Here is a 14,222-nt window from a genome sequence, read left to right on the forward strand (position 1 = left end):
ATGAGACGAAATAAAAATATCGATGTTTTCAAAAAGTCATTTTTATTTGCTTTGTTGTTTTGTATCTTTCTTATGATACCCGCCTGCGACTTTATCGTAGGAAAAATCGAACTCGGCGGATTTGACGACAGTCCTCTTATTTTTACTGTTCATTTTACTGTCAACGAAGACTTTAATTGTAGCACTTGTGATGAAATACGTGGCGAAAAAGGAACTGTCATAATCTTGCCTACTCCGACTCCTGTAGTAGAGGGTTATTTTTTTGACGGATGGTGGAGCGAAGGCGAACTAAATTACCATTTTTACGGTTGTGGCGGTGAAGCGTTTACAATAGATGGTGATGTAGTAATGGTTCCGCAAAAAGGTAATATGCCAATTCAATGCGTTAATTGATAACCGTGCAAAAAATACACCAAAATAAAGTAAGAACTCGCGACTTCGTAAAGGAAATGCTTCCTCTTGCAATTCCTGTAGCTGCCCACGAATTTCTTATGTCAATGGTTCACATAGTCGATACAATAATGGTCGGCACAATAAACGATACGGCGATAGCGGCGGTAAGTCTTGCAAATCAATTTTTCTTCGTTTTTATACTTATGATGATTGGAATTTGCTCGGGAAGCGCAATTTTCATAGCCCAATATTTTGGCGATAAAGACACCAAGGGAATACACCGCACAATCGGCTTTACGCTACTTTTAACCGTTTTGTCGGGCACGGCTTTTGCAGTTGCGGCGGTGAATTTTGCCGAGCCTATTATCTCATTTTACACAAGCGACCCCGCCGTAATCGAATCGGGCGTTGCGTATCTTCAAATCACGGGTTTTACATACCCTTTAATCGCGCTTTTAATTGCTTACGGCACGGTTTTGCGAACTATTCACAAGGCAAAAATCCCGCTTGTCGTCTCAATTTTCGCGCTCAGCATAAGCACGGGACTTAACTTTGTTTTTATATTCGGACATTTGGGATTTCCTGCAATGGGAGTGGAAGGCGCCGCTTTGGCAACCCTTTTCGCGCGACTTTTTGAGCTCGCCTTGCTGTTTGCAATTATGCGCGCCCGAAAATCTATCGCCCTTGCGCCGATAAAAAACCTTTTTGCTTTTCCGCACGGGTTCATCAAAAAATTCGCAATTACCAATTATCCCGTTCTGCTCAACGAAATGGGTTGGGTTTTGGGAACGACGCTTTTCAACAAGATTTACGCTTCAATTTGCACGCAAGGCTTTACTTCGCTCGTTGTGGCAAACACGATTTTCAGCGTCTTTTTCGTGATTTTCTTCGGAACTTCTTCGGCAACCGCCATAATGATAGGCAACAAAATCGGCGAAAACAAGCTCGCCCTTGCAAGCGAATACGCAAGAATTGTGCATAAACTCGTAATTATCTCCTCCGTGGTTTTGGGAATACTTATGGCTTTAGGCAGTTCCGTTTTCCCGATGATTTACGGACTTCACGGCGAAACCTTACGCACGGCGACAATAATTCTGATAATTTATGCAATCGCCTTGCCTTTCCGCTCGTTTAACCTGCACACGGTAAACGGAATTCTGCGTAGCGGCGGCGACACAAAATTCGGAATGGCAATGGATTTGGTAGGCGTTTGGCTAATAGGGCTTCCAATGGCGCTTTTTGCCAATCAGGTCTTGGGTTTGCCTCTGATATGGGTTTTGATTTTCGCCCTATCCGAAGAACCGATAAAAGCCGCGGTAGGTTTTTGGCGGGTAAGAAAAGGCAAATGGATAAATCGAGTGATTGGATAATGTCGTAGGGGCGTATTGCATACGCCCTTTTTTTTGTTTTGGTAAATCTGCAAATTATGACTAATTGGGCGTATGCAATACGCCCCTACAAGAAACATCTAACGCAATGTCCGTTCGTTTCTTTTATCCGCGGCTTTTCGCTCTTGCAGATTTCCATTTTCTTCGTACATCTCGGCTCAAATGCGCATATTTCAAAATCGCTTGTTGCGTCGGGCAAATTGCCGTCTATCGGTGTTAATTTTTCGCCTTTTTTACCGAGTTTTGGGATTGCACCCAAAAGCCCCGTGGTGTATGGGTGCTTGGGAGACTTGAAAATATCGTCGGCAGTTCCGCTTTCTACGAGTTCGCCTGCGTAAAGTACCGAGATTTTGTCGGCGATTTTTCGGACAACGCCCAAATCGTGAGTGATAAAAAGCATTGCCATCCCCATTTCTTTTTGCAAATCCGAGAGCAGGTTAAGGATTTCTTTTTGCACGGTGACATCAAGCGCGGTGGTCGGCTCGTCGGCTATAAGGAGTTTGGGCTTGCAGATAATCGCGGCGGCTATCATTATTCGCTGACGAAGCCCGCCCGAAAGTTCGTGAGGGTATTGCATTAAACGTTTCTGCGCCATCGGCACTTTTACCAAGTCAAGCATTCTTGCGGCTTCGGCAAGCGCCTCTTTTTTTGAAATATCCGTGTGATTTGTAAGGGTTTCGGCTATTTGGTCGCCGCAACGGTAAACGGGATTAAGCGAGGTCATCGGGTCTTGAAAAATCATCGAAATGTCTTTGCCGCGGATTTTGCGAAACTCGTCTTCGGTGGTTTTTCGCAGGTCGCGCCCGTCAAACAAAATTTGCCCGCCGACAATTTTCGCATTGCTGTCGAGCAAATTCATAACCGCAAACGACGATACCGATTTTCCACAGCCCGACTCTCCGACAACGCAATGAGTTTGTCCCTTATCGACCAAAAGCGAAACGTCCCGAACTGCGTGAACGGTAGCACCACGCCTCATTTCAAAATCAACGGCAAGATTTCGTATTTCTAACAGCGCCATTTTTCCTTCTCTATAAAACTATCTTCTGAAAATTTCCCAAAACAAACCCAAATGCTCGTGAATTGCTCTGTTTGAAATTACAACTCTTTCCGCACTCGGGAAAAAATGGTGTATGTTTTTTACAGCATTAGGAAATGTGTTGTAATCGGTTGCTATCGGGATAACGTAAACGCCTTCTCTTTCAAAGTTTTTTACCGCTCGCTTTAGGTGCGCCGCCGAAGAAACCAAGAAAATCGTGTCGCCGCGAACAAATTCAGCCGTGTACATCGCTTCTTGGCGAGTGTTTACGGCGTTATCTATGGTGATAATTTGGTGTTCTTCCACTCCTAAATCTATTGCAACTTGCGCCATTAAAGCGGCAATAGAGCCATAATTGCGGTCTTTCCCCGTTAAAATTAAATTTTGTGCGCCCGTTTTCCTTAAAACACTTACACCCTCAACCAGCCTTGTTGTTGATATTTTTCCCAATGTTGCAGTCGGAGACCTGCCACTATCGGGTTGTCTGCCGCCGCCCAAAACTACGACTGTATTAACGTGCGGAAAATCCAAAGGGTTTACTGTTTTGACGGAATTTTCGAGCGGGCGCAGTAAAAGATTTGTTCCGAAGTCGTAAGAAAAAAATACAAATATGGCAAAAGCGACCGCAAAAAGTGTGCGCGCCGCTATTTTTTTATGAAAAAGCCAAAGTCCAAGCCCAACAAGAACCGCTACAAAAATAATCGACATCGGCATTAAAAGCGCCTGAATGAAGATTACAAGATTTGTCCAAAAAATCATATATGTTTATTCCTATTCGTCGTCGCTTACGTAAAATCCGCTACCCCACGGAGAGCGTTTGCTTCTGCCGCCTAAGCCGTCTTCATCAAAATCATCGAAGTCGTCTTCATCGCCTTCGTCCTCTTCTTCGTCGTCTAATCCGAAGAACGGCGCGTCGTCCTCATCGTCGAATTCGTCCATGTCTTCATCATCATCTTCGTCGTAAGAAAAGTCGTTATCAAATGCTTCTTCTTCGTCGAAATCTCTGTCTTCATCGAAATTTCCCATAAATTCCTCCCGGTTTTTTGGTTTTTTACATATTAAATAACACATAATATAATATTTTATGACATCTTGCAAGCAGAAAAAAGTATTTTCAGTTAAATTTAGCAAAGGAATTTTGTGAAAGCACTTGTTATTATATTGTTTTTGACCTCTGTTTGCGTTTTTGCGGAAAGGTCGGTTTACGGAAACGAGAACAGATTTATGTTTGCCTCGCCTCGTTCGTTCGCGCTTGGGGAAGCGAGCAATGCAATTTCGGATGAGCCTATTCCCGCAAATAATCCTGCGTCTGTAATTTTAAGCGAAAGAACAAATTTCTTTTTGGGCTACACAAGCTTTTACAACAATATTTTATGGGTCGGAAACACTTACGCCACTATTTTAATAGACTCCTTAAACGCGGCAAGCATTTTTGTGGGATATTTGAGCATCCCCGACATAGATTCCGTGCGCGCTATTATCGGCACCAACCCAAACGACACCCTCGGCTACGAAATTTCTATGGTATCGAGCAGTGAATTGTCCGTAAATTTTAATTTTGCGCGAAAAATCATAAACACCCCACGCATAAATTTAAGTGTAGGCGCCGCGCTGAATATGATGCGTCGCCGCCTTATAAATTGGACGGGCTACGGAATTGGTGCAGATTTGGGCTTTTTGCTTACGACCGACCGCGGAAATCACGTCGGACTGCAAATCGACAATATTACGACCCACTACACGCATTGGAGTCCCGAATATCACGAGAACACGCTTCCGCAGTGCTTTTTGTCATACGGCTTTTCCCGCGACTTAAACGAGAATTTGCGTATGAATTTAGTCTATCGCTCTCCCGACCTCTTCGGAAATTCGGGCGTTGCGGCAAGTACCCTCGGCGAAAGCAATCAGTTTGAAGACAACATAAGAAGCGGCTCGATTTTCGATAATCCGCAAAATATATTCACCGCCGCAGGATACGGCGCAGAATTTGTCATAAAGCAGTTAGTCTCCTTGCGCGTCGGTCTAACAGACTCTCATAAACTGACTTTTGGCGGCGGTGTTCGTCTTTTTGAACGCGCAGACATCGACTTCGGTTATTTCTATTCCTCCGCTTTAGACGGAACATATAGTATTTCTTTTAGATTTTATTTGTAATAAATTTGTTTTTTTCGCAGTTTTATCCACCCATTTAGTATTTTTATGCCGTAAAATTGGAGATTTTTCAAGAAACGGCAAAATAAGTATGTCAAATATAACAGAAAAAAAGCGACCTGCGGCAATCAACGTAATTTGGTTGTATATGATAGTCATAAGCATAATTGTGGCGGCATATACGGGACGAATGCAGGCAATAAGCGAGGCTTCCTTTATGGCGGCGCGCGCGGCGGTAACACTTGCAATAACCTTAATCGGCGGAATGGCGCTGTGGCTCGGGCTTATGAAAATCGCCGAAGCGGCAGGGCTTATGAATACAATCAGCAAGGCAATCAGCCCCGTTATGAAATGGCTTTTCCCCGAAATCCCGCAAAATCACCCCGCAATGCACGCGATAATAATGAATATGTCGGCAAATATGTTAGGGCTCGGAAGCGCGGCAACGCCGATGGGACTGAAAGCAATGGCGGAACTCGATAAGTTAAATCCCAACAAAGGAACTGCCACCAATGCAATGTGTTTGTTTTTGGCGATAAATACGTCGAGTGTGACAATCTTGCCTCTCGGAGTAATAACAATTCGCGCGGCGGCGGGTGCAACAAGTCCGGGCGCAATAATAATCCCGGGACTTTTGGCGACTTTATGTTCTACCATTGCCGCTATTTTTATGGCAAAATTCTTGGCTTCTCGAAACAAAGAAGAGGCTTTTGTCGGCGCGGAGAAAAATTCAACCGAAGTAATCGAAAATCCGATAGCGGAAGTCGAGAAAAATCCACCGTCAACAATAGGGAAAATCGTTGCTTGGGCGGCGATTGCGGCGGTGTTTATTGCAATTCCGTATTCCATAATTACAGGTGGCGGTATGCCCGTAAACTTCATTGACGGAGTAGCGGCGTCAAGCGTTTGGCTTATTCCGCTTCTTATGGGCGCGCTTCTGATGGGCGGCTATTTGTGCGGCGTAAACGTTTACGAAACCGCAACCCAAGGCGCAAAAGAGGGCTTTGATACGGCTGTTAGAATTATCCCATTCTTGGTGGCGATTTTTGTAGGAATAGGTATGCTTCGCGCAAGCGGCGCGCTCGAATTATTTACAGGTTTGGTAGGACCGTTCACGGCACAAATCGGTTTGCCGCCCGAAGTCATTCCTCACGCGCTTTTACGTCCTTTGTCGGGAACAGGCGCTTTCGGGGTAATGTCCGAGATAGTAAATAACGCGCCCGACTCTTTGGCGGCGTTTATATCGTCAATATTACAAGGTTCAACCGATACTACTTTTTACATTATCGCGGTGTATTTCGGCTCGGTCAGCATTCGTCGCACTCGTTATGCGTTGCTTGCAGGGCTTACATCTGATTTTGTGGGAATAGGCGCGGCGATTTTCTTCGGGAATTTGTTCTTTGGGGGGTAATAATTGGGAGAAGGAGACGCAAGCATTGCGTCTCTACATAATAAACGCAATAATGTAGGGGCAGGTTTCAAACCTGCCCTTCTTGTTATTCGAAAAATAACGGTAAAATTCTTTTGTGTTCGCTTGTTTTGTGATATCTTTGTATTATCGTCAAATCTTTTTCGTTTGCTTCGCCTGTCAGCAAAAAATTATCTATGTTTGCGTAGCTGATACCCATTTCGGTTTCGTCGGTTTGACCGTCGAAAAGTCCTGCGGAGGGGGCTTTTTCTATGATTTGTTCAGGCGCGCCTAAAAAGCGCAGTAATTCGTAAACCTCGCCTACGGTAAGGTCGGCAATCGGATTAAAATCGCATCCGCCGTCGCCCCATTTTGTGAAATAGCCCATATATCGCTCGCTTTTATTGCTTGTGCCTGCGACAAGCAAATTTTCGCTTGCGGCAATCGCGTAAAGCGTGGTCATTCTGAGCCGCGGCGCAATATTTGAAAGTGCGGCAGGGGAGACCTGCGTCGTTTTTTGCACTGCCTCTGAAATTTCGTCTCTGGTTTTCGATAAATCAACCGTTCGCGTTTCTATGTCAAATTTTTCGGCGACGGTTTCTGCGTCTGTTTTGTCTGCTTCGTAATTGCGAATGGATTTGCAAGGCATAATTACGCCGATGGTGTTTTTACACGCCATTTTGCAGAGAATTCCGACAAGCGCGCAATCTTTTCCGCCGCTGTTGCCGAAGACTATGCCGTTTACCCCTGCGGATTTTACGGCGTTTCTGATGAATTCAACGCGCTTTTGTATGGTTGCTTCTATGCTTTTTTCGTCTTTGAAATATTGCATTTTTGTTCTCCTTTTTTTGTGTAAAAATATCATTTGCCGTGAATGAAAAGGAGGCGCAAGGCATTACGTCTCTACAAAAAATTCATTTTCAATGCGAAAAAATCGCTTATTTCCACAAAACCTCGATAATATTTGCCTTTCGCCGACACAAAATCGTCGAACTCGTCGGAATAGCCGAATGCGAGCAGTTTCTCGGTCTCGGTTTCGTTGAATTTTCGTCCGTAAAGCGTTTGTGTAAGGACAAAATCGCAGTCGTTGCCGCTACATCGCCATTTTGTGCCGTCTTTATAGATTGCAGATTTGCATTTTGGGCATTTTGCCGAGAGCGTTTTTGCCTCGAAAGCGAGCGTGTTTTCTTGCAAAATAAGCCGTCCGTCAAGCGTTCCTTTTGCGTCTTTTTTGTCCCATCCGCTACGCCAATTTGTTTTTTTTGCCGTGTACAGCTCTTCGATTTCTTTTTCGCTTATTCTTCTTCCGCGATAAGTAAAAGGCATTGCAAATCCGCAAGTCTTGCAGATGTGCGATAATTCGCGTTTTTGCATTGGGGCTTTGCAATTTGGGCAGTTCATAAATGATGTGGTTTGTTTTTTTGTAGGGGCGGGGTTTGCCCTCCCAAATTGTCGGAAATTGTTTTTGCAGGGCGGGCAGATCCCACCCCTACGTTTGCGATTTTTTTTGTTATTTCGTTGCACAGTTCTTCAAAAAAGGAAGCGTTCATCGGCGTAAAATTCGTCCATTGCGAAAACTGAAAATTCGGCGACAGTTTACGCAGTTTTTCGGGATCCATTCCTCGCTTTTTCCATTTTACGAAATCTTCTTTTGAGAACGACAAATTTGGCGTTGATTTCGGTATTTCTATTCCTGCCAACTCATTGGCAAGCAAAAATATTGCGGCTTCGTTTCGCCAGAATTGGCTTAGATTTTCAAAATGTTCGCCTGTCTTTTTTTGTGCGCAATCGGTGTTTTGCCAATAAATAATTTCAGCGGAAAAATCAGTCGGAAGTTTGCTTTTGTAGTCTTTTATCGCTTTTTGTATCGACGATGTAAAAATATCGGACGATGTAATAAAAAATATTTTTTTTGCACCTGCACTGCTCAGCGAACAAACGCAATCCGAAATTATCGCACGAAAGCGATTTTTGTGCAAACCAATATCGGCAACAGGCTTAAACGGGGTAATAATTCCCTGTAAAATTGGCGATGTTTGATAAATACCTGTTTTTTCGCTGATTTTTTCGGCGATTTTTTTTGTTATGATTTCGCATATATTAAGCGACAGATTTTGCACAGGTTCAGGCGCGCAAATCGGACAAATTACCCGTTTGCTTTCGGCAAGTAAATTATTTGCTTCCGTCAATGAAAAATCGCCTAAACTTTTCATTACGCTTTTTCCTTTCTTGTTCCGTGGATTGCATCAACTTTGTTTAGACTTCTTACGGTCATAATAAGCGCCGCAACCAAAGCAATATCTGTCGCAAACCATACGCCGTCCGCCGCAAAAATCGAAAGCGGAGTAATTATAAAATACGGCGTAGCGGTCAATAAAAGCAGTCTGAACCTTGCCGCCGCATTTAATCTTTTTCCGAAAAACAGCATATAAAAGAAAAGCGCGAGCCAAATTTGAATTATGCCGAAAAACATTCTGCCGACAAGCATTACGCTTTGCAGAAAAAACATCGTTGTTGCGTTGACAGGTTGTAAAAACAGTTTTTTGTAAAAATCGGCGTTATCTATTCTTAAATTTGGGTCGGGTAATATGCGCGACCATTCTATAACCTGCATTTCGTCGCCAAAAATAAAGGTAGTCATATTGGTTGAAAATGCGGATTTTCCCAAATGCATAAAGTTGTCGTCTGTATTTGGAATACTGTCGCCGCCGACAGTAAGCGAAAACGGCTGATTTGCTTCTGTGGGTATTCTGACACCTGTGATAAGGGCGCTGAATTCTCTCAGCCTCCACGCTTCAACTTGCTTTATGGTATCGGGCGAGACAAGCATGTTGTTTTCAAATCGAAGTTCTCCGACAGAAGAAAAAATGGCGTTCGGCGCGTTTCGATTTACCGAAATTGTACGCGAAATCCCCGAAACACCGACCGATATTGCAAATAAAATAAAGAAAAACAAAAGCGTCTGCTTGACGGTTGAATACAAAACCTCGTCGGCAAGGTAGTCGCGGTTGAATATCGACAAGTGTATTTTTCTGAAAAATTCGATAGCCGCGCTCTCTTTTTCGATATTTTCCATAAATCGTTGCCTTATTTGCCGCTCGTAAATGGAGAAATCGCCCTGAGTTTATCGATAATTGCGGGCATTACTTCTATAACTTTGTCAATATCGCGCTCGGTATTGTATTTGCTTACGGAAAACCGAATTGACGAATGTGCCAATACGTAAGGCAGTCCCATTGCGCGCATTACGTGCGACGGGTCGAGCGAACCGGTTGTGCAAGCCGAGCCGCTTGACGCCGCAATGCCGTTTTCGTCCAAGTGAAGCAAAATCGCCTCGCCCTCTACAAATTCAAACGATATGTTAAGCGTGTTCGGAAGTCGGTTTTCGACGTCGCCGTTTATTATTGCGCCTTTGCATTTAGCCAAAAGTGCCGCCTGCAATTTGTCGCGCAGGCGTTTTATCTCGGTTTTCTCGTTATAAAGTCCTGCTTTTGCCAATTCGCAAGCTTTTGCAAGCCCTATAATGTAAGGAACGTTTTCGGTGCCCGCGCGAAATCCGCGTTCTTGGTGTCCGCCGTGAATAAGCGGGTCAAGTTTTACTCCTTCGCGAATGAAAATCGCTCCAATTCCCTTTGGTGCGTGGATTTTATGACCGGAAAAATTAAGCATATCCACGCGCGTTTTTTGCAGGTCTATGTCTATTTTACCGACTGCCTGCACTGCGTCGGTGTAAACCAATGCGCCGCTTTTTTGCGCTTTTTCGCAAATTTGGTCTATCGGAAAAATTGTGCCTGTTTCGTTGTTTGCCCACATTGCCGCAACAATCGAATTTTCTCCCAGATTTTCGCAAAGTTTGTCCACATTTATGCGACCTTTGCCGTCAACGCCGACTTCGCGAGTAAATACTCCCTTTGACGAAAGGTAGCGCACTGTTTCCAAGACTGCGGGGTGTTCTACTGCCGTAGTAGATATGTGCGATTTTTCGTAGCCGCGGTTTGCGCAGAAACCTTTCAGCGCCATATTGCTTCCTTCTGAGCCGCTTGCAATAAAAAAGATTTCGGAAGACTTGCAATTCAAGAAATCGGCGATTGTTTCACGCGCATTTGCAACGTCTTTTGCAACGCTTCCGCCAAATCTGTGAACGCTTGAGGGATTTCCCCATTTTTGACTGAAATACGGCGCCATTGCCTCAATTACTTCGTCGGCGACTTGCGTGGTGGCGTTGTTGTCTAAATATATGTTTGTGCATTTTTCCATAAAAATACTCCGTTTTTGGAGAGAAAATAATATTTGGCGGGCATTGCTATGCGACCTTTTTTGTTTTTTTGTTTTTTATTACACTGCACGTCTATCTTCTTGCAAAAGAAAATCTTGCCAAAACTCTGTGTCTGTGGCTTTGTGTGCGTAATTCTTCTTGTCTCGGCATAACAATATTAAAGGTATAATCGTAATCCAAACTGAAATTTCTCGTAATTCTCAGCGAAACAAGCGTGTGCGAGCGGAAATTCGGATTTGAAAATCTGTCAAACGGCATAAAAAGTCGCAACTCGCCGTCCAAAGTCAAATATCGCGTAGCGAATAAAAAATAATTCAGTATAAATTCGGGACCTACCTCTAATCTTTCGCCGTTGTTTTGGGTTAATACAATTCTTTCGATGTTGGTATTGAAAATATCTTCGTAAATTGCGCTTGTACTGTCGAAAACAAGGGAATGTTCCGAAATTAAACGCCAAGAATCCCAACGTCTTTCGTGTTCCATCCCCAAACCGCTCAAAAATCGCAAATCCAAAAGGTGATTTTTCATAATTTGGATATTAGCGCCGCTTCCGATTTGAAGTTGAATAGGCGAAAAGGCGGGCGTGGTAGTAAAAGAAGTGGATGTGCTGTCAATTCTTTGCGACGTTTGGTCTGATACGGTGTCGGGAATGTAGTTGTCGAAAATTATGAATGCGTGCCGTGCGTTTTCGCGTTCTCTTGTTTCTCGGCTGAAATCGATGCTTCTTCTGAAAAGCGAAGTCGAAAATTCACTGCGGAAATAAGGACCGAACCTATCAACAAAACGATGCGTAAAGAGGGAATTTATGCGAAATTCGTCGTTTGTTATCCGCATTGTTTTTAAGTCTGCTTCCTCAACCGACATTCCTATGTCAAATCTTACTATGTTTTGGAAGTCTGCGCGGTTTCGTCGAAAATTCAGGCGGTCAAAAAGCAAAAGCGAGAAATATGTGATGTTTGCCAGCGAGTCGGTGGCTTGGTCTCTGTAATGGTTAAAATCTACGCTTCCGCCGATATTTACGGTGTGTCGCCAATCTCTTTGTCTTCTTGTGGGAGACATTATATCGCCGAAAACCGTTCCGCCGCCTACAATTCTTCTTGTGTCAGGGTCTTTGACTACCGTAAAACGGAGAAGTTCGCCGTTTCCGTATAAAGCGAATGTTAAAAAATTGTCTATGGCGTTAAGCGCGGAGCCGACCCCCAAAATTTTGTAATACCCCATAGGCAAAAACCATATCCGCAAATCCTCCGCCAAACTCAAATCGCGTCCGTATCCTCGTCCGATAAACATAAGCGGGTCAATAGAAGCCAAGTCGTATTCACTGCGAATAGGAATTCCCGAAGAACTTATAACCTCTATTCGTACGGCGCTCCAATTCGGTGTTATCGGCGTTATTTCGTCTTGGTAAATTACAAAATTCTGTTTTATTTCAAACGGTGTTCGGTCTATTATTCTGAGGGTATATTGCCCCGGCGGCAAAGAAATTTTTCGCCCTGTTTCGCCAACCTCAACCCGTTCGCCTTTTGTATCGTACACGTGAAAAATCGGCTCAACATCACTTGCCTCGCTCATTCGCGGCACAAAAACCGCGCCTGACCCGTGGCGAATTACGGTGGTGTCCTGCGCTATCTGGTCGTGAATAGGGATAATGGTTCGCGACGACCGACGAAGCGTAGGCGCCGCCTGCGCTCCGCTTTCTTGTACTTGTTCCGCATTTGTTTGTTGCGCACGATTTCTGAAAAAGTGATTAAAAAACACTTCATTGCTGAGCATTTCCCCCGGCACATCAGGCGGCAACGAAGCGAATGCGGTAATCGCAAATGTGAGTGAAATTATTATAGTATAAAAATTTTTATTCATTTTTTTGTTTCCACGCAAAACAAAAATCAAGCCAGCGCCAATTCTTTTTTTACAAGATTGCTTACGATTTTTGCAGGGGACTGTTTTGTGGCAAGCATTCTTGCCTCAATATACTTACAAGCTAAGCCGTCTATTGTTATAGTCATTGTCCCGTTTTGAGGTTTCGCACTCGTAGTTTTTGGCGGCAATATTGTGATAGTGCCGTCATCATCTTTATATACCAAAGTTTTGCCTGAAAGAAAATCCACGCCTCTCCCCGAAAGCTTCGGAGTAGTTCTTGTAAATAATTCGTCCCAGTATTCTCCTTCTTCATCTGTCATTTATTACCTCCAAATGTTAAGGTTAAGTTCCTTAATATACTTTTTTCTACACTTCATTGCGTGAAAAACTTTGATTTTTTCGTATTTTTCCACATTATACATTATTTCAAGCAAATTTCCGCTTCCGTCAAAACCTATAACCAAAAATTTTTCGGGGTAATCCTCATAAATGTCGCTGAATATACGGCTTGACAAAGCGTGAAGAATATCGTCTTCTTTTATTCCGTGCTTAAAAGCGGATTTCGTGAAATCTATTAAAGTTTTGTCTTTTTTGTTTTCCATAATATAAAAAATTAAGCCAACGCCAATTCTTTTTTTGCTCTTTTTTTTGCAGTTTTTATCGCCGATAGCTTTGTTGTGTGCGTTTTAGTTGTAATGGAAGCCAAATTTTTCGGGTCGAAAGTAATTAAAGTAGTTGTATCATTTACCCTTGGCGGAACAATAGTAATCGTATCGTCAGGATTTTGGAACACCAACGTTTTGTTTTTGTTTCTAATAAAGAAACCGGGTTTTCCGCTTTTCGAAACTTCAGGAGTTGTTCTTGTAAATAATTCGTCCCAATAGTCCGCTTCTTCGTCTGTCATATTTTACCTCTCAATTTTAACGTTTCTATTTTAGAAATATACGTTTTTCTACACTTCATTGCGTGAAAAACATTTATTTTTCCGTCATTTTCCATAAATACAAAAATACTATATTTCCACACGTAAAAACAAAAAAATCTCAAAATTCAAAAAAAGAGCCGAAGAAACTCCTCGGCTCTGGACAATTATACAAATTCTGCAAGTTAACGAATTAAAGCGCAGGAATAGCTGCAGCTGTAAGTGCAGGAGCTGCAGGAGCTGCAGGAGGATTCTCTACAGCTGCAGGGACTACAGTTGGCCAACTCGGAGCCAATCCAAAAAGAACAAGTCCAGCTGGATTATCTCTAATACCTCGAGTATCAGGGTCGTTGCCACCTGTTCCTCTTAGCCACATAACGCCACCTTGTCCCAATCCAAGTGAGCCTTGTCTGACACGTGCCTCTGCCAAAAAGGCAGCATTAGCTCCCACTATTGCGTTACTTGACACTCCAAAGCCAAAAAATCTTGAGTTAGGCGCAACATCAAATCCAAGTGCAGGCCAGTTAGTGACAATGGCTCCATTTTCACCTATAAATGACTGTGCCTCAACAAAGTGCGCACGTTGCATTCTCGCAATCGTTCCCAATGTTTGCGGACCCTCTGCAGCTCTTGCTCTGTCTGCCGCCGCCATCAAACGCGGAACAGCCACCGCCGCCAAAACTCCGATGATAACTATCACCACCATCAACTCTACCAAAGTAAAACCTTTTTTGTTCATAAATCCTCCTCTTTTTGGGTTGAACAATTATTTATAAAAACTCATA

16 protein-coding genes and 1 pseudogene are annotated in these 14,222 nt (G+C 43.5%); 4 read left to right on the forward strand and 13 right to left on the reverse strand.

Features of this window, described 5'->3' with window-relative positions; all coding sequences use genetic code 11:
* Together FWE23_04600 and FWE23_04605 are read left to right on the forward strand one after the other, a co-directional pair.
* A complete protein-coding gene (locus FWE23_04600; GenBank protein MCL2844716.1) occupies positions 1-393 on the forward strand; it encodes an InlB B-repeat-containing protein in 393 nt (130 codons plus the stop codon).
* Positions 394-491: 98 nt separating this feature from the next.
* Entirely contained in the window at positions 492-1,763 is a 1,272-nt protein-coding gene (locus FWE23_04605) for an MATE family efflux transporter (protein ID MCL2844717.1), read from the forward strand.
* Between the two features lie 85 nt (positions 1,764-1,848).
* Here FWE23_04605 and FWE23_04610 read toward each other — a convergent pair whose 3' ends face one another.
* Genes FWE23_04610 through FWE23_04620 form a run of 3 tightly spaced genes read right to left on the reverse strand, consistent with a single transcriptional unit; the run spans position 1,849 to position 3,846 of the window.
* Positions 1,849-2,802, reverse strand: coding sequence for an ABC transporter ATP-binding protein (locus tag FWE23_04610; protein MCL2844718.1), 954 nt, complete (start codon positions 2,800-2,802; stop codon positions 1,849-1,851).
* Positions 2,803-2,820: 18 nt separating this feature from the next.
* Positions 2,821-3,579, reverse strand: a complete 759-nt coding sequence (locus FWE23_04615) for a YdcF family protein (protein MCL2844719.1) — start codon at positions 3,577-3,579, stop codon at positions 2,821-2,823.
* A 12-nt stretch (positions 3,580-3,591) separates the two neighbouring features.
* On the reverse strand, positions 3,592-3,846 hold the full coding sequence (locus FWE23_04620) for a hypothetical protein (GenBank protein ID MCL2844720.1): 255 nt from the start codon (positions 3,844-3,846) through the stop codon (positions 3,592-3,594).
* A 114-nt stretch (positions 3,847-3,960) separates the two neighbouring features.
* Between FWE23_04620 and FWE23_04625 the strand changes: the two genes are divergently transcribed.
* Together FWE23_04625 and FWE23_04630 are read left to right on the forward strand one after the other, a co-directional pair.
* On the forward strand, positions 3,961-4,974 hold the full coding sequence (locus FWE23_04625) for a hypothetical protein (protein MCL2844721.1): 1,014 nt from the start codon (positions 3,961-3,963) through the stop codon (positions 4,972-4,974).
* An 88-nt stretch (positions 4,975-5,062) separates the two neighbouring features.
* The gene (locus tag FWE23_04630; GenBank protein ID MCL2844722.1) at positions 5,063-6,382 is read left to right on the forward strand and encodes a spore maturation protein; all 1,320 of its coding nucleotides are present in this window, start codon (positions 5,063-5,065) and stop codon (positions 6,380-6,382) included.
* A gap of 85 nt (positions 6,383-6,467) precedes the next feature.
* Here the strand turns inward: FWE23_04630 and nadE are convergent, their stop codons facing one another.
* The 10 genes and pseudogenes from nadE to FWE23_04680 all read right to left on the reverse strand — a co-directional run bounded on the left by nadE (position 6,468) and on the right by FWE23_04680 (position 14,176).
* Positions 6,468-7,211, reverse strand: a complete 744-nt coding sequence (nadE, locus tag FWE23_04635; protein MCL2844723.1) for an NAD(+) synthase — start codon at positions 7,209-7,211, stop codon at positions 6,468-6,470.
* 71 nt (positions 7,212-7,282) lie between these two features.
* Positions 7,283-7,753, reverse strand: a complete 471-nt coding sequence (locus FWE23_04640) for a hypothetical protein (protein ID MCL2844724.1) — start codon at positions 7,751-7,753, stop codon at positions 7,283-7,285.
* A gap of 23 nt (positions 7,754-7,776) precedes the next feature.
* Positions 7,777-8,592, reverse strand: a complete 816-nt coding sequence (locus FWE23_04645) for a hypothetical protein (GenBank protein MCL2844725.1) — start codon at positions 8,590-8,592, stop codon at positions 7,777-7,779.
* Positions 8,592-9,455 (reverse strand): hypothetical protein, encoded by an 864-nt coding sequence (locus tag FWE23_04650; GenBank protein MCL2844726.1) that lies wholly within the window; start codon positions 9,453-9,455, stop codon positions 8,592-8,594. Before FWE23_04650 ends, FWE23_04645 begins: the two co-directional genes overlap by 1 nt.
* A gap of 11 nt (positions 9,456-9,466) precedes the next feature.
* The gene (nifS, locus tag FWE23_04655) at positions 9,467-10,636 is read right to left on the reverse strand and encodes a cysteine desulfurase NifS (GenBank protein MCL2844727.1); all 1,170 of its coding nucleotides are present in this window, start codon (positions 10,634-10,636) and stop codon (positions 9,467-9,469) included.
* Between the two features lie 91 nt (positions 10,637-10,727).
* Positions 10,728-12,515, reverse strand: coding sequence for a DUF3078 domain-containing protein (locus tag FWE23_04660; protein MCL2844728.1), 1,788 nt, complete (start codon positions 12,513-12,515; stop codon positions 10,728-10,730).
* Positions 12,516-12,541: 26 nt separating this feature from the next.
* Positions 12,542-12,835 carry a hypothetical protein gene (locus FWE23_04665; GenBank protein ID MCL2844729.1) on the reverse strand — a complete coding sequence of 98 codons (294 nt, stop codon included), beginning with the start codon at positions 12,833-12,835 and terminating at the stop codon, positions 12,542-12,544.
* 3 nt (positions 12,836-12,838) lie between these two features.
* Complete coding sequence (locus FWE23_04670; GenBank protein ID MCL2844730.1) at positions 12,839-13,117, reverse strand: hypothetical protein; 279 nt, start codon at positions 13,115-13,117, stop codon at positions 12,839-12,841.
* Positions 13,118-13,128: 11 nt separating this feature from the next.
* Positions 13,129-13,419 carry a hypothetical protein gene (locus tag FWE23_04675; GenBank protein ID MCL2844731.1) on the reverse strand — a complete coding sequence of 97 codons (291 nt, stop codon included), beginning with the start codon at positions 13,417-13,419 and terminating at the stop codon, positions 13,129-13,131.
* Positions 13,420-14,095: 676 nt separating this feature from the next.
* Positions 14,096-14,176 (reverse strand): annotated as a pseudogene (locus FWE23_04680) (prepilin-type N-terminal cleavage/methylation domain-containing protein).
* Positions 14,177-14,222 lie beyond the last annotated feature (46 nt).

It is taken from the genome of Chitinivibrionia bacterium, from assembly GCA_009779925.1.
Taxonomy (GTDB): Bacteria; Fibrobacterota; Chitinivibrionia; order Chitinivibrionales; family Chitinivibrionaceae; genus WRFX01.